General features: G+C 37.4%; 20 protein-coding genes, 1 pseudogene and 1 riboswitch. Of the genes and pseudogenes, 6 read left to right on the forward strand and 15 right to left on the reverse strand.

What is annotated here, in order from left to right; genetic code table 11:
* Window positions 1–117 precede the first annotated feature (117 nt).
* The 9 genes and pseudogenes from chbG to HRG09_RS08485 form a co-directional block, all read right to left on the reverse strand.
* Window positions 118–822, reverse strand: coding sequence for a chitin disaccharide deacetylase (gene chbG, locus HRG09_RS08445; protein ID WP_174100379.1), 705 nt, complete (start codon window positions 820–822; stop codon window positions 118–120).
* 246 nt (window positions 823–1,068) lie between these two features.
* Window positions 1,069–2,394: a 6-phospho-beta-glucosidase gene (gene celF, locus HRG09_RS08450; RefSeq protein ID WP_174100380.1), complete on the reverse strand. Its 1,326-nt coding sequence runs from the start codon at window positions 2,392–2,394 to the stop codon at window positions 1,069–1,071.
* Window positions 2,395–2,397: 3 nt separating this feature from the next.
* A complete protein-coding gene (locus tag HRG09_RS08455; RefSeq protein WP_174100381.1) occupies window positions 2,398–2,721 on the reverse strand; it encodes a PTS lactose/cellobiose transporter subunit IIA in 324 nt (107 codons plus the stop codon).
* A gap of 183 nt (window positions 2,722–2,904) precedes the next feature.
* Window positions 2,905–4,212 carry a PTS cellobiose transporter subunit IIC gene (gene celB, locus HRG09_RS08460; protein WP_174100382.1) on the reverse strand — a complete coding sequence of 436 codons (1,308 nt, stop codon included), beginning with the start codon at window positions 4,210–4,212 and terminating at the stop codon, window positions 2,905–2,907.
* A 17-nt stretch (window positions 4,213–4,229) separates the two neighbouring features.
* Entirely contained in the window at window positions 4,230–4,532 is a 303-nt protein-coding gene (locus HRG09_RS08465) for a PTS sugar transporter subunit IIB (protein ID WP_042980912.1), read from the reverse strand.
* 518 nt (window positions 4,533–5,050) lie between these two features.
* Complete coding sequence (locus tag HRG09_RS08470) at window positions 5,051–5,464, reverse strand: DUF3021 domain-containing protein (protein WP_174100383.1); 414 nt, start codon at window positions 5,462–5,464, stop codon at window positions 5,051–5,053.
* Between the two features lie 4 nt (window positions 5,465–5,468).
* Window positions 5,469–5,897, reverse strand: coding sequence for a LytTR family DNA-binding domain-containing protein (locus HRG09_RS08475; protein WP_174100384.1), 429 nt, complete (start codon window positions 5,895–5,897; stop codon window positions 5,469–5,471).
* Between the two features lie 371 nt (window positions 5,898–6,268).
* Window positions 6,269–6,586, reverse strand: a complete 318-nt coding sequence (locus tag HRG09_RS08480; protein ID WP_174100385.1) for a PTS lactose/cellobiose transporter subunit IIA — start codon at window positions 6,584–6,586, stop codon at window positions 6,269–6,271.
* 1 nt (window position 6,587) lies between these two features.
* Window positions 6,588–7,463 (reverse strand): annotated as a pseudogene (locus HRG09_RS08485) (PTS sugar transporter subunit IIC).
* Window positions 7,464–7,675: 212 nt separating this feature from the next.
* Here HRG09_RS08485 and HRG09_RS08490 point away from each other — a divergent pair.
* Both HRG09_RS08490 and HRG09_RS08495 read left to right on the forward strand, forming a co-directional pair.
* Window positions 7,676–8,893, forward strand: coding sequence for a dicarboxylate/amino acid:cation symporter (locus HRG09_RS08490; protein ID WP_174100509.1), 1,218 nt, complete (start codon window positions 7,676–7,678; stop codon window positions 8,891–8,893).
* A 271-nt stretch (window positions 8,894–9,164) separates the two neighbouring features.
* A complete protein-coding gene (locus tag HRG09_RS08495; RefSeq protein ID WP_174100386.1) occupies window positions 9,165–10,313 on the forward strand; it encodes an acyltransferase family protein in 1,149 nt (382 codons plus the stop codon).
* Between the two features lie 209 nt (window positions 10,314–10,522).
* Here HRG09_RS08495 and HRG09_RS08500 read toward each other — a convergent pair whose 3' ends face one another.
* Window positions 10,523–11,605 (reverse strand): transcriptional regulator, encoded by a 1,083-nt coding sequence (locus tag HRG09_RS08500; protein WP_174100387.1) that lies wholly within the window; start codon window positions 11,603–11,605, stop codon window positions 10,523–10,525.
* A 108-nt stretch (window positions 11,606–11,713) separates the two neighbouring features.
* Window positions 11,714–11,857, reverse strand: a complete 144-nt coding sequence (locus HRG09_RS08505; RefSeq protein WP_174100388.1) for a hypothetical protein — start codon at window positions 11,855–11,857, stop codon at window positions 11,714–11,716.
* 273 nt (window positions 11,858–12,130) lie between these two features.
* Between HRG09_RS08505 and HRG09_RS08510 the strand changes: the two genes are divergently transcribed.
* The gene (locus tag HRG09_RS08510) at window positions 12,131–13,486 is read left to right on the forward strand and encodes a cytochrome ubiquinol oxidase subunit I (protein WP_174100389.1); all 1,356 of its coding nucleotides are present in this window, start codon (window positions 12,131–12,133) and stop codon (window positions 13,484–13,486) included.
* Entirely contained in the window at window positions 13,479–14,504 is a 1,026-nt protein-coding gene (locus HRG09_RS08515) for a cytochrome d ubiquinol oxidase subunit II (protein ID WP_174100390.1), read from the forward strand. Before HRG09_RS08510 ends, HRG09_RS08515 begins: the two co-directional genes overlap by 8 nt.
* A 182-nt stretch (window positions 14,505–14,686) precedes the next feature.
* Here HRG09_RS08515 and thiC read toward each other — a convergent pair whose 3' ends face one another.
* From thiC to HRG09_RS08535, 4 genes are all read right to left on the reverse strand, one after another.
* Window positions 14,687–16,447 carry a phosphomethylpyrimidine synthase ThiC gene (gene thiC, locus HRG09_RS08520; RefSeq protein ID WP_174100391.1) on the reverse strand — a complete coding sequence of 587 codons (1,761 nt, stop codon included), beginning with the start codon at window positions 16,445–16,447 and terminating at the stop codon, window positions 14,687–14,689.
* 179 nt (window positions 16,448–16,626) lie between these two features.
* Window positions 16,627–16,741: riboswitch (TPP riboswitch) on the reverse strand.
* Between the two features lie 233 nt (window positions 16,742–16,974).
* Window positions 16,975–18,636, reverse strand: coding sequence for an L-lactate permease (lldP, locus tag HRG09_RS08525; RefSeq protein WP_174100392.1), 1,662 nt, complete (start codon window positions 18,634–18,636; stop codon window positions 16,975–16,977).
* A 387-nt stretch (window positions 18,637–19,023) separates the two neighbouring features.
* Complete coding sequence (locus HRG09_RS08530) at window positions 19,024–19,518, reverse strand: metal-binding protein (protein ID WP_174100510.1); 495 nt, start codon at window positions 19,516–19,518, stop codon at window positions 19,024–19,026.
* A 49-nt stretch (window positions 19,519–19,567) separates the two neighbouring features.
* On the reverse strand, window positions 19,568–19,933 hold the full coding sequence (locus HRG09_RS08535; protein ID WP_174100393.1) for a YkvA family protein: 366 nt from the start codon (window positions 19,931–19,933) through the stop codon (window positions 19,568–19,570).
* A gap of 632 nt (window positions 19,934–20,565) precedes the next feature.
* On the opposite strand from HRG09_RS08535, the gene HRG09_RS08540 reads away from it, so the two are divergent.
* Window positions 20,566–22,494 carry an LTA synthase family protein gene (locus HRG09_RS08540; RefSeq protein ID WP_174100394.1) on the forward strand — a complete coding sequence of 643 codons (1,929 nt, stop codon included), beginning with the start codon at window positions 20,566–20,568 and terminating at the stop codon, window positions 22,492–22,494.
* Between the two features lie 489 nt (window positions 22,495–22,983).
* Complete coding sequence (locus tag HRG09_RS08545) at window positions 22,984–23,868, forward strand: D-amino-acid transaminase (RefSeq protein ID WP_174100395.1); 885 nt, start codon at window positions 22,984–22,986, stop codon at window positions 23,866–23,868.
* Window positions 23,869–23,901 lie beyond the last annotated feature (33 nt).

The following is a 23,901-nucleotide window of genomic DNA, read 5'->3' on the forward strand; positions in this document are numbered from 1 at the left end:
TCTCACTTGCTCCCTCTTTTTTAACTTGGCATGGGACCAAAAAGGGCACTGACCGCTTCTACACATGGGCGGATCCTCTCTTCCTCCCCCAAAAGAAAGGTTTTAGGTTTTCCTATATCAAAACCTCACAAGCTCTATCCCTTCTGGTAAAACACTTTCCGTTAAAATCTGTAGTTCCTTCACACGATCCATTACATAGGAAGAACGCTTCACAAGCTCTGGATCAATGTAAGCAGGGTGCGCCATTACCTCTACTGTTTTTCCATCCTGCACACGCTTTTTTAATTTAACAAAGTAATCTTCCTGCACACCATCACTATAGAAATCACTATAAAACACATCAGAAAATGGACGCACTGCTCTCTCTTCAGCGCAGCGGCGGATTGGTACATTATATTTTTCTGCCAATCGCTCCAAAACATCCTGCAAAATCGGTAATCCATGTACATGATGATGACTATCCAAATGCGTTGGGGTTAATCCATAAGATAAAAACTTCTCAATTTGGGCAGTCCACTCTCTTTCAACCTCTTCAGGATTTATATTTTCTTCTCTTACAACACTTTGCTTATGAAACAATCCATCCTCACTTACAAGAGACGGAATATTTGTAAGAAGAGGTTTTCCTGCAGTTAGAACGAGATGCACCCCTACTCCTAATGTCTTATATTCTTTCGCTAAGCGTACTGCATGCTCCGTCCCTGGCATGTTCATCATCATCGTCGTAGAATTCACAATTCCGTTTACATGTCCTTCAATAATGCCGTAATTTGTACCTTCTGTAAGACCAAAATCATCTGCATTTACAATTAATCGAATCATGATTTTCCCTCCTAATATATATATCCACCTTGATTTACTAACATATAATCCGCTGCTATAAAAATCAAAATATGACCTACACTCATTTTCTCTTTTTGTTTTAACCTGGCATAGGGCTAAAAAGGCTCTGACCGCTTCTATGCATGATCGGATCCCCTCTCTCCACCTAAAAAGAAAGGTTTTATGTTCGTTTTTCAATTTATATTTATATAAATTGAAAAACGCGGGCTTTATAAGCGCCGCTTTTTATTTCTCTACCTTTTTGAAGAACTGCGGAAGATATTCTTTATGTGCTTCCAACATTTCATCTAAAATTTGTTTTGCTACTTTATCTGATGGTACAAGTGGATTAATTGTCATAGCAAGCAGCGCTTTATGATAATCACCTGTAACAGCAGCTTCAATTGACGTGCGCTCAAATGATTTAATTTGCTGAACCAAACCGCGAACAGGAACCGGTAAATCACCTACCGCAATCGGCTTTGGACCATCCTTCGTAATGATACAGTTTACTTCAACAGCAGAATCGTGTGGCAAGCTTGCAATTGTACCGTTGTTTCTCGTATTAACAGGTTGAATATCACCCTTATTATTATAAATAGACGTAATTAAACTACATGCTGCATCACTGTAGTACGCTCCTCCGCGTTTTTCTAATTGCGGTGGCTTAATATCTAAATTCGGATCTTTATATAATTCAAATAAGTCATCTTCTAATTGTTTCACCACTTCTGCACGTGTGCCTTTTTCAATAGAAGCTTGTTTTTCTTCTTCCACCATTTCACGTGTTTTATAGTAGTAGCGATGGTATGGACATGGAATTGCACGAAGTCCGCGAATGAAATCTGGCTCCCAATCAAGCGCAGCGATGTTTTCCATCGTGATTTGCTTTTCTGGATCTGTTACAAGTTCTAGCACACGGTCCATCACACTTACTCCATCTAAATATACATTTAATCCGTAGACCATATGATTTAAACCAGCAAAGTCAACATGTACACGACTTGCATCTACTTCAAGTAGCTTTGCAAGTCCCATACGAATACCAATTGGAACGTTACATAATCCCACTACTTTTTTGATACTTGTATAACGAAGTACAGCCTCTGTTACCATACCAGCTGGATTTGCAAAGTTAATCAGCCAAGCGTTCGGACAAAGCTCCTCCATGTCTTTACAAATATCCAAAATAACAGGAATCGTTCTCAATGCTTTGAATAAACCACCAGGACCATTCGTTTCCTGACCGATTACATCATATTTTAATGGAATTGCTTCATCTTTCGCGCGTGCCTCTAATAAACCAACGCGAAGCTGTGTTGTTACAAAGTCAGCATCCTTAAGTGCAACGCGACGATCAAGCGTTAAATGAATATCAATTGGTAAACCAGCTTTTTTCACCATACGTTTCGCCAAGTTACCAACAATTTCTAACTTTTCTTTTCCCGCTTCAATATCTACTAACCAAATTTCACGAACTGGCAGTTCATCATAGCGCTTAATAAATCCTTCAATTAACTCTGGTGTATAACTAGATCCACCGCCGATTGTAGCAATTTTAATTCCGCTCATACCTTATTCCCCTTTCGCATCAAGTTTTTTATAAAGATCGATAAATTCCGCTGCTAATTCTTTCACAGTCATTGAATTCATTAAATGGTCTTGTGCATGAATTAAAAGAACACTAATTTCTGTTTTTTCGCCTCTTGCTTCTGATTGTATGAGCTCTGTTTGGAAATGATGTGCTTCATTAATCGCTTCTTTCGCTTTTGTCATCGCTTCATCTGCTTCTTCTAAATTTCCCTGTTTTGCATATTGCAAAGCTTCCATCGCATAGCTTCTTGCGTTACCGCTGTGTAAAATTAATTGAAATGGAATTTGTTCTGCTGTAGTCATCATAAATACCGCCCTCTCTATATAGTTCAACCGACCTGAAATACCCCTTCAGTTTGAACGTGTCTATTAAAATATTATTTTCTTAATTTTATTTTGGTGTTCTTCTAGATGTATGCCATCTTTCTGAACAAGATATAAAATTGATTGTTCTCACAGGCTCGTTTCACCTGCGAGAACAATCATATATTACATAGGTACGGATTGATTATTTCCTTGTGCTGCTGCTTTTTCAGTTTTAACGATAGAACGGTCACATAACACAACGAATGGATAGTAAATTACCATTGCAATTACAAAGTTTAATAACTGTAGAATTGCACCAGAAATGTGTCCGCCCGTTACAAGGTAACCACTAATGATCGGTGGTGTTGCCCATGGAATCATCGCAACTGTTTTTGGCACAAATCCAAGAGATATAGCTGTATAAGAAGTAATTACTAGTACAACTGGTACCACAATAAACGGAACGAATAAAATTGGGTTTAAAATAATCGGTGTACCAAAGATTACTGGTTCGTTAATGTTAAATGCACCCGGTCCAATTGATAATCGGGATACCCCGCGCAATTGAGCACTTCTTGCTACAATTAATACAACGACTAAGAATGCTAATGTTGCACCAGAACCACCAAGATATACGAAAGTATCAAAGAATGGTTTTGTAATAATGTTTGGCACATCAAATGAAGACACACCATCTTGGAACATCTTGATATTTTTTTCTAATGCTGGTAAGTATAATGGCTCAATAATCCCACCAACAATGTTTGGACCGTGTAAACCAAAGAACCAAAGGACATGAACAAGAATGACAATGACAATTGCACTTGGTAATGTACCTGCTAAACCTTGTAATGGTAATTGAATTGTATTAAAGATAAATTCATGAACGCTTGTACCTGCTAATTTCACTGCTAATTGAAGACCTGCAACTACTGTTAAAATAACAAATGCTGGAACTAATGCCGCAAATGATCTTAAAACTGCTGGTGGTACTCCGTCTGGCATTTTGAAAGTAATTTCTCTTTGTACAAAGAAACGGAATGCTTCAGTAACAAGAAGTGCCACAATGATTGCTACGAATAAGCCTTGTGCTCCTGTCCAAGCTAAGTTTAATCCGCCCTCTTTTGGTGTTGTTGGTGTAAGAATAATTAACGCACCAAATGAAATAATACCCGCTGACAATCCATCAACACCGTAAGATTTTGCTAAGTTATAACTTGTTGTAAATGCGATGATTAATGCTAAAATTGCGAAAGAACCTGTCCACATCCCGCCGCCGACGTCTTTCCAAACTTCTCCGAATGTACCTTTCATGAAGTTTTGGAAAGCTTCAGATGGAAAACCATTAATCAGTGATGCAAAGGCACCAACTAAAATAAGTGGCATAACTGCAATAAAGCCATCACGGATCGCAGCTAAATGACGTTGTGACCCGATTTTACCAGCGACTGGAACAATATATCTTTCCATAAATGCAATAAACTTTTGCATTGTTTCTTCCCCCCTAATTATTTTTTAAGTGTTAATGCGTGATCTAAAACTGCCTCTCCATTCATCATGCCGTAGTGCATTGGATTAATAACATCAATCCCAACGTTCTTCTCATCAGCAAGCGCTTTCATAGAAGACAGCATATAACGAACTTGTGGTCCTAGTAATAATACATCTGCTTCATCAATGTTGTTTTTCACTGCATCCCCAGATACAGCCCAAATCTTTCCTTCTAACCCGCGAGCCTTTGCAGCTGCTTCCATTTTTGTAACTAGTAAACTTGTAGACATCCCTGCTGAACAACAAAGTAAAATATTCATTAATAAGTCCCCCTTATGTGATATAAAAAATTTATGTTTTTTTATTTTTCTTTACGCTATTTATTAATGCAAGTACCGTGCCAACTTTTAAAAATCGCTGAAAAATAACATTTTATCAACTGTTTTTCTTGTGTGTTATCGCTTTCAAAAAGTGTGTTATCGGAAATATCGGTAGTGTGTTATAAAACAACACACTTTCAACACATATTTGTATAAAAACAGGTTAGTGTTTAGTTGTCTATTTGTGTGTAAAAACAAAAAATAAAATATTTTTATAAATAAATTTTATTTTTTATCGAAAAAAGAAAAAAACCTTTATTTTTCCACATGAAAAATCCATAAAAAACAAATTTGTTCGTGATATAAGGGAAATAGCTAATCGGAATGAACGATGAAGAGGAATTTCTTTAAATCATAATAATACCATCAGTGAAGTAACACTGATGGTAGGCACCCATACATAAAGACGTTCCTGCTCTCTCTTTTTTCACTAAACTGCTCACTTCGCTTCGACCCCTCTATTTCAACTGCTTATTCAATCCCTCAATTTTTTTCTTCCAATATATTGTCATCGCAAACCATATAATGAAGTAAATAACGATAAAGCTACCTGTGCAAATAAGAATCGGAACGAGATGATTTGGAACCCATCCAATCCAAATTGCAATCGGTAAGAATGTTCCTAGTAAGATGATAAAGTGAATAATTGTTTGCTTTAAAATGCCCCATTCTTCTCTCTCAAATACAAAAGAAGCAAACGAGAAGATTAACCCTACAATATTTGCTATTACAAGGTGAGTAAGCAATGTCTTTGTCTGTAATACATCCATTCCATTTGCATAACCAATTCCTAAAAACAATAAACTATACATCATCGCCATCGCCATTCCTGCAATCACTTTGGCGCCTATTCTATCAAACAATGTAACCATGTCCTTAACCTCCTCCTATATTTAAAGCTTCTTTAATAAGCGGTACATATTTTCTTGAAACGTATTCTTTCATTCCATTTGAAAAATGTGCACACATACTACCGCTAAAAGACATTTCAAAGCTTGTTACATGCTGCAAATTAGCAAGTGTCGACTTTGAAAATCGTACAAAGCGATCACCCTGTAATTTTGTTTCTAGCTCATACAAACGTGACTTCACCTCAAGACTTCCTTTCGTCGTTTGCGCCATTACCTTTCGATCCTCTACATAAAACCAATAAATATCTTTTAGTTCTAACAAATAATATTGCTGCTTCACATTCCCTCCTTCTATTCTTTTTAAAAGATGCTGAACTTCATCTGTCACTTCTTTTGCTTTGACAATAATCTCTATTTCATTTTGTGATGGATTTAATTCAAGGTGAATTTTCACTGCCTCCCACCTCCCTTACACCTTTATTTTTACATATATTTCAAAAAAATAAATAGATTGGTACATAAGTGGTATTGTTTTTGTCATAACGGACTCTTTTTCAAACATAAAAACACCTTGCATACGCAAGGTGTTGAAAAAAGGGAACTATTATAAGGAAACTTTATGAAATATCGTATGAAAGAATGTTCCTGTAAATTGGTGAATAAAATTTTATCGACGCTTTTTCAAATATATCGACCGTTTCTCACAATATATCGGCGATTCGACAAAGGATATCGGCCATTCAACAAATAATGACAAAAAGCAAGCCTCTGTTTGATTTAGTTTCCGCCATTTTGAAAAACACCCTGCATACGCTCCACTAAGCCTCATTCTTTCGTTGACATTTTTTTATATAACGCTACAAATTCACTCGCTAATTCCTTCACCGTGATCGCATTCATTAAATGATCTTGTGCATGAACCATGAGCAGTGTAATCTCTGTTTTGTCCCCGCCAGCTTCTTTTTGTATCAACTCTGTTTGCAAGCGATGTGCTTCTTGCAGTTCTTGTAAGGCCTCTTGTAATTTTGCCTCCGCTTCTTGAAACTCTCCGCGCTTTGCATAATCAATGGCCTCCATCGCACAACTTCTTGCATTTCCCCCGTGTAAAATTAAATGAAAAGCTTGCGTCTCTAATGTATCCATCTTACTTCCCTACTCCCCCTTTTTCTTCGGCTACTTTTTGTTTATCCCACATTTTCAAGAACGGTAAATAAATCAAGAATGCGAGTATAAAGTTAACAATTTGCAAGACAACACCTGAAATTTTCCCACCTGACCCTAAATATCCACTAAAAAGAATTGGTGTAGTCCACGGTACTGCCGCACCGCTTGGCCGAGCAACAAGCCCCCATTCCATTGCGAAATAAGAAACAAATGTCATAACGACTGGAACAAGTATAAATGGAATGAGCAAAAGTGGATTCAGTACAATCGGCATTCCAAACGTGACCATTTCATTAATATTAAAAATACCTGGCGCAATTGATAACCGGCTTAAACTTTTTAATTGCTGACTTCTTGCGAATAGTAACATTGCTACAACAAGTGCAAGCGTAGCGCCAGAGCCACCTGTATAGATCCACAAATCAAAGAATTGTGCTGTTATTGTGTTTGGGACATCTTGCCCCGCCTGAAAAGCAATACGGTTTTGATCCATTAATGATAACCAAATCGGGCTCATAACACCGCCTACAATTGCGGCCCCTTGAATTCCGCATGCCCAAAGTACATGGACAATAATAACCGCTGCTAATGCGTCTACTTTATATTGTTCTCCTAATCTGTAAGCGATTCCAAAAGTAGCTATTAAAGACATTATATTAAATGTTGCACTAACTGGATACCCTAACGTCTTCTACCAATTCCCACCAAGTAAACTTTCCATAAACTCATTGTATCCGGGTATTGGTAAAGCACTAATAATAAGAAAAAAAGAACCAATAATTAAAAATGGCATCGTTAAAATAATTCCATCACGAATCGCTTGTAAATGCCTCTGCCACGCAGCAAAGAAAAATATTCATTTTACTTCCCTCCCTTATTGAATGAACCTAGGTAGCTACTAGATTACAAATACATATGTCTAGATTTCATACCGTATACCACGCATAAAAACAAAAATTTCTCCGTTTTCACGCTATTCCATCTATCCGTATTTTCCTAGTAAACTGCCTCACAAATCGCTATAATAATTCAGTATGATTTTTTACATTAGATAGGAGGAGATATATGATGAAGGCTTATCGCTTTCCAATTATTTTATTATCTTCCATCCTAATTGGTGGTTTCATTGGTTATTTCATGGGTACCGATGCAGTTGCTTTAAAGCCGCTTGGTGACATTTTCTTAAACTTAATGTTTACGATTGTTGTACCTCTTGTGTTCTTTAGCATTGCTTCCTCTATTGCCAATATGGATGGATTAAAACGCTTCGGAAAAATTATGTCTAGTATGGCAGGAACTTTCTTATTTACAAGTATTATCGCTGCAATTTTTATGATTATTGTTGTGAAAGTATTCCCGCCCGCACAAGGTGTTGTATTAGAATTAACACAACCTGATACAGCTGAAAAAAGCATTAGCGTTGCTGATCAAATTGTTGGCATCCTTACAGTATCAGATTTCTCGAAGTTACTATCTCGTGAAAATATGCTAGCTCTTATTTTCTTCTCTATTTTAATGGGAATTGCAACTTCAGCAGTTGGCGAAAAAGGAAAACCATTCGCTGCATTTTTACAATCTGGTGCAGAAATTTCAATGAAAGTTGTTTCTTTCATTATGTACTATGCTCCAATTGGACTTGCTGCTTATTTCGCAGCTTTAGTAGGAGAATTTGGACCGCAGCTTCTTGGAACATATTTCCGAGCAGCAATGGTATACTATCCTGCTTCTATCATATACTTCTTTGTCTTTTTCACATTTTATGCTTACCTTGCCGGACGCAAGCAAGGTGTACAAATCTTTTGGAAAAACATGGTTTCTCCTACAGTTACATCACTTGCAACTTGCAGTAGTGCCGCAAGTATTCCAGCAAACTTAGAAGCAACGAAAAAAATGGGTATCTCTTCTGACGTTCGTGAAACAGTTGTCCTTCTTGGTTCTACACTTCATAAAGATGGATCTGTTTTAGGTGGCGTTTTAAAAATTGCTTTCTTATTTGGGATTTTCAATATGGATTTCTCCGGTCCAAAAACATTAGCAATCGCTCTTGTTGTTTCTCTATTAGTTGGAACGGTGATGGGCGCAATTCCTGGCGGCGGAATGATTGGTGAAATGTTAATCGTTTCTCTATATGGCTTCCCACCAGAAGCATTACCAATTATCGCAGCTATTAGTACAATCATTGATCCACCAGCAACGATGTTAAACGTAACAGCAGATAACGCTTGTGCCGTGATGACAGCGCGCCTTGTTGAAGGTAAGAACTGGGTTAAAAGTAAATTTGCATAATATAAAGTAAGAAAAAACAGAGGCAGTTTTCAGGCAGGCCCCTGTTTTTTGTCGTTGTTTGTTAGAATGTCGATATCCTTTGTCGAAACGCCGATATATTCTAATTTGCGCCGATATCATTTCATTTACTATTCCCTCATCAACCAACTCTTTCACGAATCAGTCTCCTTCAACATCCTCCGCCACAAATTTGTTATAAATTTCACAAATTTTCTACAATCCTTCCCCCTCCTTCGTACTATAATCATGTATGGAAAAGGAGATGGAGATCATGACACAAAATGCCCCAGAATTTAAAATTTTGCAAAGCATCGCGTTTCTTGCTGTTGTTTTACAAAGTTCTTTACTATATACAATGAACCAAGGAAATATTCTACTAGAACAATCTCTCATTATTGGAATGCTATTCAACCTCGCAAAATTTTCAGCACCAGCATTCATCTTTATTGTTGGATTTCATTTAATTCGGCAGTATACAAAACAACTAGTATATAAAGAATACATATACGAAAAAACGGCACATCTACTTACACCTTACTTATTCTGGTCTATCATTTACTTATTTACAACAACGGAGTCCGTTACCATGCAAAGCGGAATAAAAAGCCTATTTCTTGGAACAGCTGCACCTCACCTTTGGTATGTCACCATGATGTTTCAAATTCACTTGCTGTTCCCCTTGCTATGTACTTTATTTTATTGGTTTCAAAAACGAACACATAATCAGCATGACATTTACAAATATATGACTGCTTTTTCCATCATATATTTTCTGTTAATGTGGTATTCTTCTCACTATATTTTTAATGGAGAAAAACTAACAAGCTCAGCAATCTTACAATATACGGATCGATCCTTTTTCTTCTATTCATTCTACTTTGTCATGGGAGGAATTGCAGCGGTAGCATTGCCGGCTTGGCGTTTATTTGTCATGAAGCATATGCCACTTATAACAATCTTATTTTTTATTCTCTTCCTATTCATCAACTATGAACTATTTAGCTTTTATGGTGTAGATTCTATTCACCTTACTGTATCTACCTATTTAAAGCCATCTATGTTTTTGTACATTGTATGTGAAATTTTAATACTATACGCACTATCAATCATGATTGTTCAACGACGAGGAGCGTTATATAAAACATTACGTTTTATCGGAAGCTATACGTACGGAGCCTATTTAGCACATTTTTTCTTTTTACAATTCATTACGAAATTATTATCTCTATTTACAGTACAAGCTAATACAATTCTATATAGTCTATTGCTATTTCTTCTAACGGCAATATTCTCTATCATCATAATGGTTATATGCAGCACGATTCCATTCCACACATGGATTACAGGCCCTTCTCCTACACCTACCTTAAAATGGCCAACGCTTATCCCCTTGTTACCATTATTAAGAAGTAAAAAATAAATGTCGAAAAGAGGAAGCCGTTTGCTCTTCCTCTTTTCACATTATATCACTATATTTCTCTATAACCTTAGTTTTTTACTGGTTTCTTTCTGAAAAGCACAAATGCTGCTCCACCCATTCCCAAAAATCCTACTACATTGAACTACCCCCACCTATCTTCCTCGTTTCTCTCCGAATCTTAAGATGGGGGTCTTCCCGCTACATTTTGATCAATTATCCATTTTCAATTTCGTCTCAGCTAAAAGCGGCAATACATTATCAAAAATATGCGTGTCTTTCTCTTTCCCAGCTACATATCCCCCATAAAACCTGCTAAATACATTGTCATTCCGAAATTCACTCATACGTTCATACAATGCTTGAGCAAACTTCACATCTCCTGCTTGTAATACATATAGAATCGTTATCCCATAGGCTGACGGTGATTCAAAATCTACCACTGGTTTCCCTGTTTCTAAATTATAGCGGCCATATAGCTTTCCATCTTTTTGGAATGACTTTTTAATAAAATCTAAATATGCTTCTGAAGAAATTCCGCCTAAACTACGATGATACGCAACATACGATTGATCAATCATATTCACCTGTTTTTCATATGTGAATGTGCCATCTTCTTTATATTCTTTCGGAAATGCCCAGCCCTTTCTTGGATAATCCGCTAAAAATTGAATCACTTCTTGATACTGCGTTTCTGAAATTCCCCCATACTTTTTCATATAAGAGAATGCCCTTGGATTTATGTAAGATGTCGTTAATATGTTGTTTTGCATCCCTTTATCTGCGTCATAATAATCAACATAGTTTTTCCCTTTTTTATTATAACGAAGTACAGCATCACTCAATTGATCGGCAAGATATTTATACCGTTCTTCTTTATACATATCATAGGCACGATAAAGCTGTTCGATAATACGAAGATCATCAACGAGGGCATTCGTTCCGCTCTGCCTATCTCCTGTCTCAGAAATCTTCCATAACACAATATGAGTTGGGTGGATAAAATAATTTTGGATAACCTTTACTTGTTCATCAAACAATGCTTGATCTTCCATATCCAGCGTATATTGTAACCACAACCCTGCTGATTCTGACAATGCTTCACGGCCGGTCGCCTCATTCGTTCCTACCTTTGAATCAGCTATTCGATATGTTGCAAGCGTCTCATTCTCGTTCATCATATGTCTCATAATAAAATATTCTGTCCGATTTCCTTGTAGTGCAGTCCAAAAAACAATTCCACCTAAAACGATAAATAAAGTACATGCAATCCCTATATACAAACGTTTCCGCACATTTCCTCACCTCTATAATAAGACTAACCGTAATCTAGATAGAACATACAAAAACATTAAAAAAGACAATCCTTTAGATTGTCCCTCATTTTCTATCCTTTGCACACGTTAATTATCCTCTTTTGTGGGGCGGTACAGTGATTGCACAAGATGATCATATTCACGCCGTGTAATCTCTTTATTGTATAACTTTAATAACAAATCTTTATGCTCTTTCGAAAACGCCATTTTTCTAATGACTTCAGGATACATACAAACATCCTCTCCGTTTCACGTGGACTTCCAGCTTGTCCCTCTACAAATGAAATTCCCTTGATAGAACTAACGTTCGTATAAGCATTATAAAAGATTTTGTTCTAAAACACAAATGAAATATTTCCACCTTTTTTTGTGTTTTTTTCTGAAGATTTCAAAATCATAATATCATATTAAGTTTTTAAAATACACATATATATTTGGCATTTTTTTGAATAATTTTTCCAGTCTAATCAGAAAATAATGGCAAAAATGAAGAGGAGTAGAGTTATGGATACTGTTACATTGTCACGGGCTTTCTTTGGGTCATCACTAGCATTCCACATCATTTTTGCAACCCTTGGAATCGGACTATCTTTGATGATTTTTATAAGCGAAGTATTATATCACTGGAAGAAGGATTCAGATTACGCTGTTATGGCAAAAAGGTGGACAAAGGCTTTTGCCATCCTTCTTGGTGTGGCAATTCCTACTGGAACAATCGTCGGTGTACAAATTTCACTTCTTTGGCCCGGATTCGCTAAAATTGTCGGACAAGTGATTTCTGTTCCGTTTCAGATTGAGATTTTCGCATTCTTCTTAGAAGCTTTGTTTATGTCTATTTACGTATACGCAGCAGATAAATTGCCACCATTTATGAGATTAATCTCACTTTTTTTTGTCATGCTTGGTGCGACTGCATCCGCCGTGTTAATTACTTCAGCAAATACATGGATGAATACACCAGCAGGTTTTTCTATGAATCCTGATGGCTCTGTTTTTAACGTTGACCCGTGGAAAGCATTCTTTAATCCAAGCTTTTTCACAAGCTCTTTTCACGTTGTCATTACAGCTTATGCAACAGGAGCAGCCGTCATTGCTTCTATCGCTGGATTTAAATTATTAAAACGAAATGTGAGCGCACGGGAGATTACTTATCATAAAAAAGGACTATTTTTAGGTCTTGTTGTTACTTTTATTACAGGCGCAACTATGTGGCTATCTGGACATGAATCAGCTATTGCCTTGCACGAACATTCTCCAGAAAAATTAGCATCAGCAGAAGCATTATTCGATACGACATCACATGCTCCCTTATCCATTGGCGGAGTCGTTGACCCTGCAACGCTTGAGTTAAACTATGCACTTGAAATTCCAAACATGCTTAGCTTACTCGTTGGTTTAGATCCTAATACCGTTGTAAAAGGACTCAATGAATTCCCAAGGGAAACGTGGCCACCATTTTATACACATACATTGTTTAACTTAATGGTTGGTACGGCTGTATTCACTTTTGCTGTCGCAGCAATCGCTCTTTTATATTGGTACTTTATTTATCGAAAAAAAGGGGCAGAATTACCAAAATGGCTTCTATGGGCCACAGCTGCATGCGGTCCAATTATGATGCTTGGTATTGAATTTGGATGGATTTTCAGTTGTAGCGGTCGCCAGCCATGGACTATTTATGGAATGCAGCGCACAATGGATGCTGCTACGCGTGCTGATTTCGTCGGACCTTTATTTATTTTATTCATCATTTTATATATCGGTCTTGGTGTTTTAACAATATTCGTACTACGGACGTTCTTTAGAAGACATCCATTGAAAAATGATCTAGGGCCGCAAGGAGGAGATTCTCGTGCATGAGGAAAGTATTGCGATTATCATTTTATGGGCTCTTATTTTCGTGTATAGCATTTTAGGGTCCATTGATTTCGGGGCTGGCTTTTGGGGCATGGTGTATGCGAAACATCCAACACTTGCTGCTAAGCTTGCCAATCGGTACTTATCACCAACTTGGGAAGTAACAAATACATTTCTTGTCTTTGTTGTTGTCGCTTTTCTCGGTTTCTTTCCAAAAGCGGCCTTCACCCTTGCAACAGTTATGTTCGTACCAGTTATGTTAATTTTAGTGCTTGTTGCCATTCGTAGTACATTTATGGTATTCGCCTATTCTGTCCCGAAATATGAACATCTGCTTCGTCTTATTTCAGGTATTACCGGACTCTTAATTCCAGCTTTATTAATCACCGTTTTACCTGTAACAGAAGGCGCTTATATTACAACTACTGGTGGCAAAGAAGTTCTCCTATACGGAAAGCTTTTGTCCAGTCCTGTTATATACTGCTATATGCTATTCGGATTAACTTCTGAATTGTTTTTATCTTCTCTATTTCTAGCTGACTTTGCGAGAGAACAAGGATCAGAGGATTCGTATCGTCTTTACAGACGCAACGCCATCATACTTGGTCCCGCAACGCTCGTTACGGCCATCATCGCTCTTGTTGTAATGGATCCAGAAACACATTGGCTCATGCAAGGATTAATTAAACAGTTTCCTTGGTTCACAGTCTCCATTATTTTATTTGTAATCGGGTATTCTTCTCTTTGGTGGACAAATAATAAATACGATTCACTTGGTTGGCCACGCATCGCTGTTTTAGCAGTGGTTGCACAATATGCATTTGCAAGCTACGCTTATGGCGTCGCGCATTTACCGTATATCATTTACCCGGACGTTACTGTATTTACAAGCTTTACAACGAAAGAAACATTCTATGCGTTGCTCATCCTCTATGCAATCGGCATCGCCATCTTACTTCCAGGCTTTATCTTCTTCTGGAATTTATTCTTAAAGGATCGAACGTTCCTCAAGGAAAAATAATAATAGCCCCCTTTGCTACCGTCTTAGCAAAGGGGGCTTCTTCTATATTTAAGTTAGATACACGTGATCAATCAAGTAAAGAGGTGTTTAGGAGCAATACATATCTCCCGCTATTTGCGGGCATTTGCACTCCCTCCTTAATTGAACGAGGGGGCAAACACCCTGAAAAATCTTACATTGAATTACTGATATAAATGACTACCAGTTTCTTTAAATTCTTCTGCTTTCTCTTTCATACCTTTTTCAATTGCTTCTGTTGTTTCTAAATCATTTTCTTTTGCATATTCACGAATGTCATGTGAAATTCTCATACTACAGAACTTCGGACCACACATGGAACAGAAATGAGCTGTTTTTGCTCCTTCTGCCGGTAATGTTTCATCGTGGAAATCCATTGCGCGTTCAGGATCTAAAGATAAGTTAAATTGATCGCGCCAGCGGAATTCAAAACGAGCTTTTGAAAGTGCATCATCACGCTGTTGCGCTGTTTTATGTCCTTTCGCAAGATCGGCCGCATGCGCCGCAATTTTATACGTAATAACCCCTTCACGAACGTCATCTTTGTTTGGCAAGCCTAAATGCTCTTTCGGTGTTACATAGCAAAGCATTGCTGTACCAAACCACCCAATCATCGCCGCACCAATTGCCGATGTAATATGGTCATAACCTGGCGCGATATCGGTTGTTAAAGGTCCGAGCGTATAGAACGGTGCACCTTGGCAAATTTCAAGCTCTTTATCCATATTTTCTTTAATTAAATGCATTGGTACATGTCCTGGCCCTTCAATCATTACTTGAACATCATGCTTCCAAGCAATCTTCGTTAATTCACCAAGCGTTTCAAGCTCAGAGAATTGCGCTTCATCGTTCGCATCCGCAATCGAACCTGGACGTAATCCATCTCCTAAAGAGAAGGAAACATCGTATTGTTTCATAATTTCACAAATCTCTTCAAAGTGAGTATATAGGAAGTTTTCTTTATGATGGAATAAACACCACTGCGCCATAATCGAACCACCGCGTGAAACAATACCTGTTGTACGCTTTGCCGTAATTGGAATGTAACGAAGTAGTACACCCGCATGAATTGTAAAGTAGTCAACGCCTTGCTCTGCTTGTTCAATTAACGTGTCACGATATACTTCCCACGTTAAATCTTCAGCAATCCCATTTACTTTTTCTAAAGCTTGATAAATCGGGACTGTTCCAACTGGTACAGGAGCATTACGAATGATCCATTCACGAGTTGTATGAATATTTTTTCCTGTTGATAGATCCATAATTGTATCTGCACCCCAGCGCGTTGCCCATGTCATCTTCTCAACTTCTTCCGCGATAGAAGAAGAAACTGCTGAGTTCCCAATATTCGCATTTACTTTCACATGGAAGTTGCGGCCGATAATCATCGGTTCTGCTTCCGGGTGGTTAATGTTTGCTGGCAGAATTGCACGTCCTTCAGCAATCTCTTTACGAACAAACTCTGGCTCTACCCCTTCACGAATCGCAACATATTCCATTTCAGATGTAATGATGCCTTGGCGCGCATAATGCATTTGCGTTACATTCGCGCCTTTTTTTGCACGAAGCGGCTTACGATCCATTTGCGGAAATACAGGTGTATGATTGGATGCAGCTTTCACACCATCATCTTCCGGTTTCATTTCGCGCCCTTCATACTCTTCTACATCTCCGCGCTCAACAATCCAACTACGGCGTGGCGTCGGAATCCCTTTTTCCAGCTCTACTTTGTACTCCGGGTCTGTGTATGGACCACTTGTATCATAGACACGAATTGGTGGATTTGGCAAACCGTTTGTATCACTTTGCTCAATCTCACGCATCGGTACTTTCATACCTTCACATGGACCATCAACATAGACTTTCTTACTCCCTGGTAAACTCGACTTCAATTCAATTTGCTCAGCTGAAACAGATTGCTTCATAATTTGTGTTTCCTCCCCTTTATCATTTCAGGTGAACCTACCTCGTTTAGAACCTCCAACCAAATTCCAAACAATTCGATTCTAGCGTGATAAGGACAAAAACTAGTGGCCAGCGCATGCCAAAATAAAAAGAGCCAGGTCCATAGTAAAACAAGGACCTGGCTCATAAAGACATCGTTATGTAAAGCCGTTAACTTCCCTACGCTGGTACGAGCCAGATCAGGTCCAAAGGGTTAAGAAGTTATCGCGCTTCTCTCTCAGCCCACGCTTTGTCGGGCACCCCTAGTTTATCACTGATTTAATTTTCAATACTTTCTTATCATACACGATAATCAGAAAAATGCAAACGAATAAATCTTAATTTTTATGTGTCGTTTTTTGTCTGTTGGTCGATATCCTTTGTCGAACAGTCGATATGTTAGTAGTTTCCGCCGATATATTTGGAAAAACGTTCGATATATTTTAAAAATCGCCGATATCTCAAAAAAAGATGCCCGCACACACGCGCCCGGGCATCTTTTTCTTATTTACGGTATCATCCACGTTAAATAGTAAGCTTGTACATATGTCATAATCCCAACAATGATTACAAAGAATAAACTATGTTTTACGGTAAAACGGAATAAATCAGATTCTTTTCCAGCGAGTCCTACTGCTGCACATGCGATAGCAATCGATTGCGGAGAAATCATTTTACCCGTTACACCACCTGTTGTGTTTGCCGCAACAAGTAATACCTCTGATACGCCAACTTGCTGCGCCGTAATAGCTTGCAAGTTAGAGAATAGTGCGTTTGCTGATGTATCTGATCCCGTTAAAAATACACCGATCCAGCCAAGGAATGGTGAGAAGAACGGGAATAATCCACCTGTTCCTGCTAATGCTAACGCAAGTGTTGACGATAACCCAGAATAGTTTGCGATAAATGCGAATCCTAATACGAAACCGATAGATAGAATTGGCATTTTTAATTCTTGTAATGTTTCTTTAAACGTTTCAACTGCTTGTTTTGCGCTCATTTTAAGTACAAGGATTGAAATAATACACGCAATTAAAATCGCTGTTCCTGTTGCTGATAGAACATCAAACTTTAATACCGCATCGTAAGGCGTTGGTTTGTTTACAATTGGTTCTGCCTTCATTACTAAATTGTGCAGACCTGGAATTTGAAACTTAAAGACAAGACTTTCTAACGCCCCGCCTGGAGCAAATAACGCTTTGAAGAACCCTTGACTCCAAATCACAACCATAACTGTCAAAATAATAAATGGTGACCAAGCCTTTACAACTTTTCCTGCCGTTAATTTTGGCATAGATGCCGCAGTTGTTGTCGCTGCCACTTCGGCGTTCGCTTGATTAGATTGATAAATTTCTTTCGGTTGCCATACTTTTAGGAATAATGCTAAACACACTAAGCTGACAAGTGCTGATGTAATATCCGGAAGTTCTGGCCCTAAAAATGTAGCTGTAATAAACTGTGTAATTGCAAATGAACTACCTGCTACAAATAATGCAGGCCATGTTTGTTTAACCCCTTTGAAGCCATCCATTAAAAATACGATAAAGAACGGAACAAATAATGATAAGAATGGTAATTGATGCCCTGCCATTTGTCCGATTTTATGAGCATCAATACCCGTTACTTGCCCCGCAACTGTAATCGGAATCCCCATCGCTCCGAACGCTACCGGTGCTGTATTTGCAATTAAGCAAAGTCCAGCTGCGTATAACGGATTTAAGCCAAGACCAGCAAGAAGCGCTGCCGTAATTGCTACCGGTGCACCAAATCCAGCTGCCCCTTCCAAAAATGCGCCAAATGAAAAACCAATTAAAATAACGAGTAAACGATGGTCATTCGTAATCGATAGTACCGATGCACGAATCACATCAAACTGTCCTGTTTTGACAGAAATTTTATATAAAAATACCGACATCACAATAATCCATGCAATTGGCCATAACCCGTATAGGAAGCCATATCCAGTTGCGGCCATCGCCATTGTAAACGGCATTTTATACGCAAATAACGCAACTAAAATTGTTAATACAACTGTAATAAAGCCTGCCACATACCCCTTCATACGAAACACTGCTAACGCCAAGAAAAAAAAGATAATTGGAATAAGTGCTACCGCCGCAGAAATCCAAATGTTACCAAACGGATCGTAAACTTGTGTCCATGTCCCCATTGTCCTCTCCCTTTCTGTAATCCCCTGTTTTAAAATCCCTATAACCCTATCAATAGACTATCCGGTCATCATACCTTTAAGTCTAAAATAAAAAACGTTTTAGGAAAACGTTTTCAATGATTGTATTTCTACTTTACCATATCATTTTTGATTTAAAAAGATTTTTTGCGTTAATTTTCTAATTTTTTCGTTAAATCACACTTTCGAATAAGTCATATAAATAGGAAAAAAGTCGATTTCATCCCTCCCTCATTAGTTTAAACAAACGTTTGATTAACGACTGAAAAGCTTGTCACTCTGGCGTATTTCACTTTAAACAAACGTTTGATTAAAAGCCTTATGAACGTTCACCACAAAAAGAAAAAGCACTTGCAATTCGCAAGTGCTTTACCTTTTTCTTCTTTTTTTCTTTCGTCTCATAAGCTTTTTTCGGCGCGTGTTCAATCGATCCGCTATAATATGGAGTGCACTCGCAGCAATAACTCCAATTACGAATGTTGTTAAAGCAACATCATGTTCCCTTGCAATCCCAAGCAATCTTCCGTCTAGTACCGTTTTATTTAATATGTATAGGAATGGAGAGAAGACGAGAAGCATATACAATATACGAATGAGATCACCAATTATAATCGTATGCGTTAAGAAAGAACGATGTGGCATCACACATTGATATGGATACCAAAAAATACGAAGCAAGCCCCATTTGTTATAGGCGTTACTATGAGTATCCAAATCTGGTGTTAAGAAAAACGTGCCGATTAAAAACCCTATCGCAAAAGTGAGTAAAAAATCAAAATTTGTTAGTCCATACGAAACAAGCATAAACAAAACAACCGGAAGAGAGAGTAAGTTTATTTTCGTATGTGTTTTTCCTGATGGCATAGTACACTTCCCCGCTAATGTTTGCCCTGCCATTTCTGACAGTTCTCACCTATTGATCTAATTTTTGATCGATAAATGATGTGTCTATATCCGAACCAAACCAATCCGCTAATTTCATCTGTGCTTTTTCTTTTACATCTTCGTTTACATACATAGACGCTTGTACAAGTGCAGCAGTTAATGCACCTAAATCATCCGTATAACCTATTCCAGCTAAAAAATCCGGAATCGCATCAATTGGAGCAATAAAGTAGGCAAGTGCTCCAATAATAGTTGCTTTTACTCGCTTTGGAACATCCGGTCTTTGCATAACGTAAAACAGCAACAAACTCGCATAAATAACCGATTGTCCCGCTTGTTTCGCTACATGTTTCACCTTATTCCAAAACGCTTCGACTGAAAATTTTCGTTCCATATAAAGAGCCCCCATGTTTTGTTTTTTTCATTATACGAAAAAAGTAGATGCGTCTTCAAAAATAAGGAACTAGCTCCATTAGTTAATAAAACGTTCATCAAATATACACAAATTTTATTGTAACAGACAACAGATAAAAGAACAAGTGTTCGTTGTTGTTTTCCCACTATATAAATCACGGCTATACATTCAAAAAAGGCACTGACCGCTTCTACGCTTCAGCCGACGCTCTCTTCCCTCTAAAAAGAGAGGATTTATATATTTCCTATCAATATTTCTCAACATAAAATGTTCTATTTCTCTTACTATTCTTTATTATCTTTGTTATATTTTCTAGTTGACGAGCATATAAACCAATGTTAAAGTTTTCTCTGGCAGCAACAATAAAAAATACAAAAACTGTAAAATGTTATAGTGTTTCTAAGAATTGAATTTTGTTGTATAATACAGAAATGACGTTATGCTTATGAATCAACAAAAGAAATAACAGGAAACCAAAAGGGTATGCATAGTTAAAGTCGTATATGAGGGATATAGAAACCTCTACTCATGGCCAAGAAAACTATGTGTTTTTTATTTTAGCTTTTTTCGCTCCAAAATCGACCAAGCCTGATAGAGAAAGGGTGGAATGAATGAAGGAATCTTTAAAATCGCAATTTCTAAATGTACGTTTTACTTTGTTCGTTGCTTTGGCCGTATGGCTAAAAACTTACATCATAACGCGTACGAGTTTTGATTTAAAACTTGAATCTTTCATGCAAGAATTTATCTTATTCATTAGCCCATTAGCAACATCATTACTGTTTGTGGGTCTTGCATTATTTGCAAAAGGAAAGAAACGAAACTATATAGCACTTGGAATTGACTTTGTTTTAACAATCATTCTTGTTGGTAACGTAATGTTCTACGGATTCTACAATGACTTCGTTACTTTACCAGTACTTGGGCAAACATCAAACTTTGGACAACTAGGATCCAGTGTAAAAGAATTGCTTAACTACAAAATCATCGTTGCATTTGCTGATATTATCCTTTTCTTTGTACTATTAAAGAAAAAGAAAAGCTTTGCAAAAACTGAACGCGTATCACGTCCAATGCGCTCTTTATACTTCGTATCAACGGTTGCTATTTTCTTTGTAAACTTAGGACTTGCAGAAACTGAGCGGCCAGAATTATTAACACGTTCATTTGACCGTGTTATGCTCGTGAAAAACTTAGGTTTATATACACACCAAGTATATGATCTTGGCTTGCAAGCAAAATCTAGTTCACAAAAAGCATTCGCTGACGGCAGTAAATTACAAGAAACAGAAAACTACGTAAAAACAACGCAAAGTAAACCAGATCCAAATATGTTTGGCACGGCAAAAGGGAAAAACGTAATTGTCGTTTCTCTTGAATCCCTACAAACATTCTTAATTGGTGCAAAAGTAGGCGATCAAGAAGTTACACCATTCTTAAACCAATTTGCAAAAGAAAGTTATTACTTCGATAACTTCTTCCACCAAACTGGGCAAGGAAAAACATCTGATGCTGAATTCTTAGTAGATACATCATTATATCCATTAGACCGTGGTGCTGTATTCTTTACACACGGTAATAACGAATATACTGCGACTCCAGAAATTCTGCGTCAGCAAGGATATTACACAGCTGTATTCCATGCAAACAACGCAACATTCTGGAACCGTAACATTATGTATCCAGCACTTGGTTACGATCGTTACTACAATGAGCTTGACTATAAAATTACTCCAGAAACAAAATTAAACTGGGGATTAAAAGATATCGAGTACTTTAATCAATCAATTGACATGTTAAAAGAAGTGAAACAACCATTCTATACTCGTTTCCTTACTTTAACCAATCACTATCCATTTACGTACGACGATGACACAAAATTGATTGAACCTTATAACTCTGGTGATGGTGTATTTGACCGTTACATGGTAACAGCTCGTTACTTAGACGAAGCAATGAAAAACTTTATTGAACGTCTAAAAGCAGAAGGACTTTATGACAATTCTGTTATCGTATTCTATGGTGATCACTACGGTATTTCTGAAAACCATAACCGCGCGATGGCACAGTTCTTAGGTAAAGAAGAAATTACAGCATTTGATCATATGAACTTACAAAAAACACCTATGTTCATTCACGTTCCAGGTCAAAAAGAAGGTAAAACAATTTCAAAACCAACTGGTGAAATTGATATTAAACCAACAATTCTAAACTTACTTGGTGTGGATTCAAGCAATGACGTTCGTTTTGGTCATGACGTATTCTCACCAGATAATAAAGGATTCGTTGTTCTTCGTGACGGTAGTTTTGTTACAGACAAGTATATGTATACAAACAGTACATTCTATGACCGTGCAACTGGCGAAGTCGTAGAGGTACCAAAAGAAGAAGCTCAAGCAATGATCGATCGTGCTCAAAATGAACTGCGCATGTCTGATAAGCTCATTGAAGGAGACTTACTTCGCTTCTCTGAAAGCAACAAAATTAAAACAGGCGAAGTAAAAACAACGATTAAAGAAGAAAAAAAAGGCGCTGAGTAATATCAGCGTCTTTTTTTTAGTTACAGTCAGGGTTCATACTGCTCGCCAATAATATGATAAAATTACACAATCTTCACCAAATATTTACATGAAATTCATGAAACATATCTATAATAGAATTTGTAAACAATATTCTGTTCGTTCCCCACCTATCATGTTACAACTTTGCGTTAGGTCCCCATGGGGAATATCAGAATCATTTGTGTAACAATGCCTTTGATATTACTGAGAAGTAACATCCATTGTCTTAGTAAAGCCGACCTTTTTACTGGTCACCTTTCTAGACTATACCAGGACAATATCCCTATGAAACAAGCTACCCTCCTTATGCAACATTGTTGCAAGCAACGTTCTATATGAATGTTGCTTTTTTTATTTCTAAAAAGCAGGATTATCATTTCCCATTTGCGAATTTGTATATGCGAAATACGATAAATTGGAGTTTTTATAGAGGCGACCAACGCTCATCATGCAAACAATTAAGAAAGGATGGGAAGTAAAATGTCATACGAAAGGTTCGTATTATGGAATGATAAAATTATTGATACAAATAAAAAACAGCCGTACATACAATTAGAAGAACGTGGCTTGCAGTTTGGAGATGGTGTCTACGAAGTCATTCGTATTTATAAAGGAACCATCCACTTATTAGATCCACATTTAACTCGGTTATATCGTTCCATGGATGAAATAGAATTAACACTACCTTTCTCTAAAGCAGAACTCATTACACTACTTTATAAATTACTTGAAAATAATAAATTTCAAGAAGATGGTACCATCTACCTACAAGTTTCTCGAGGAGTACAGCATCGTACACACGCATTCTCTTTTAATGTAATCCCAACAATCTATGCTTATATCTCAAAAAAAGAACGCCCCGCTTTATGGATTGAGTACGGTATACGTGCCATATCAGAGCCTGATGTGCGTTGGCTCCGCTGTGATATTAAGTCTCTTAATTTAATGCCAAACGTATTAGCTCGTACAAAAGCGGAACGAAAAGGTTGTAAAGAAGCACTTCTCGTTCGTAATGGGATCGTTACGGAAGGAAGTCACTCCAACTTTTTTCTTGTAAAAAACGGGACTCTGTATACTCATCCCGCTAATCATCTAATCCTAAACGGGATTATCCGCCAATATATTCTTTCTTTAGCCCATAAACTACAGATTCCTGTTCAAGAAGAATTATTCGGCATTCGTGATGTTTATCATGCTGATGAATGTTTTTTTACAGGAACAACAGTAGAAGTACTTCCGATGACACATCTTGATGGCACCGCCATCCAAAATGGTCAAGTTGGGAAAATCACCAAATTACTACAAAAAACATTTGTCCAAAGCTTTTCAACTTCTAATATCCCATTACCTTAAACACAAACATTTTCTTCTTAAAAACCTCTTAAT

The organism is Bacillus sp. Xin1, from assembly GCF_013314535.1.
Classification (GTDB): domain Bacteria; phylum Bacillota; class Bacilli; order Bacillales; family Bacillaceae_G; genus Bacillus_A.

Excerpts from the sequence above, each read along its gene's own strand:
- chbG (WP_174100379.1), bottom strand. The coding sequence starts at position 822 with ATGATTCGATTAATTGTAAATGCAGATGATTTTGGTCTTACAGAAGGT.
- celF (WP_174100380.1), bottom strand. The coding sequence starts at position 2,394 with ATGAGCGGAATTAAAATTGCTACAATCGGCGGTGGATCTAGTTATACA.
- HRG09_RS08455 (WP_174100381.1), bottom strand. The coding sequence starts at position 2,721 with ATGATGACTACAGCAGAACAAATTCCATTTCAATTAATTTTACACAGC.
- celB (WP_174100382.1), bottom strand. The coding sequence starts at position 4,212 with ATGCAAAAGTTTATTGCATTTATGGAAAGATATATTGTTCCAGTCGCT.
- HRG09_RS08465 (WP_042980912.1), bottom strand. The coding sequence starts at position 4,532 with ATGAATATTTTACTTTGTTGTTCAGCAGGGATGTCTACAAGTTTACTA.
- HRG09_RS08470 (WP_174100383.1), bottom strand. The coding sequence starts at position 5,464 with ATGGTTACATTGTTTGATAGAATAGGCGCCAAAGTGATTGCAGGAATG.
- HRG09_RS08480 (WP_174100385.1), bottom strand. The coding sequence starts at position 6,586 with ATGGATACATTAGAGACGCAAGCTTTTCATTTAATTTTACACGGGGGA.
- HRG09_RS08490 (WP_174100509.1), top strand. The coding sequence starts at position 7,676 with ATGAAGGCTTATCGCTTTCCAATTATTTTATTATCTTCCATCCTAATT.
- HRG09_RS08495 (WP_174100386.1), top strand. The coding sequence starts at position 9,165 with ATGACACAAAATGCCCCAGAATTTAAAATTTTGCAAAGCATCGCGTTT.
- HRG09_RS08505 (WP_174100388.1), bottom strand. The coding sequence starts at position 11,857 with ATGTATCCTGAAGTCATTAGAAAAATGGCGTTTTCGAAAGAGCATAAA.
- HRG09_RS08510 (WP_174100389.1), top strand. The coding sequence starts at position 12,131 with ATGGATACTGTTACATTGTCACGGGCTTTCTTTGGGTCATCACTAGCA.
- thiC (WP_174100391.1), bottom strand. The coding sequence starts at position 16,447 with ATGAAGCAATCTGTTTCAGCTGAGCAAATTGAATTGAAGTCGAGTTTA.
- lldP (WP_174100392.1), bottom strand. The coding sequence starts at position 18,636 with ATGGGGACATGGACACAAGTTTACGATCCGTTTGGTAACATTTGGATT.
- HRG09_RS08530 (WP_174100510.1), bottom strand. The coding sequence starts at position 19,518 with ATGCCATCAGGAAAAACACATACGAAAATAAACTTACTCTCTCTTCCG.
- HRG09_RS08535 (WP_174100393.1), bottom strand. The coding sequence starts at position 19,933 with ATGGAACGAAAATTTTCAGTCGAAGCGTTTTGGAATAAGGTGAAACAT.
- HRG09_RS08540 (WP_174100394.1), top strand. The coding sequence starts at position 20,566 with ATGAAGGAATCTTTAAAATCGCAATTTCTAAATGTACGTTTTACTTTG.
- HRG09_RS08545 (WP_174100395.1), top strand. The coding sequence starts at position 22,984 with ATGGGAAGTAAAATGTCATACGAAAGGTTCGTATTATGGAATGATAAA.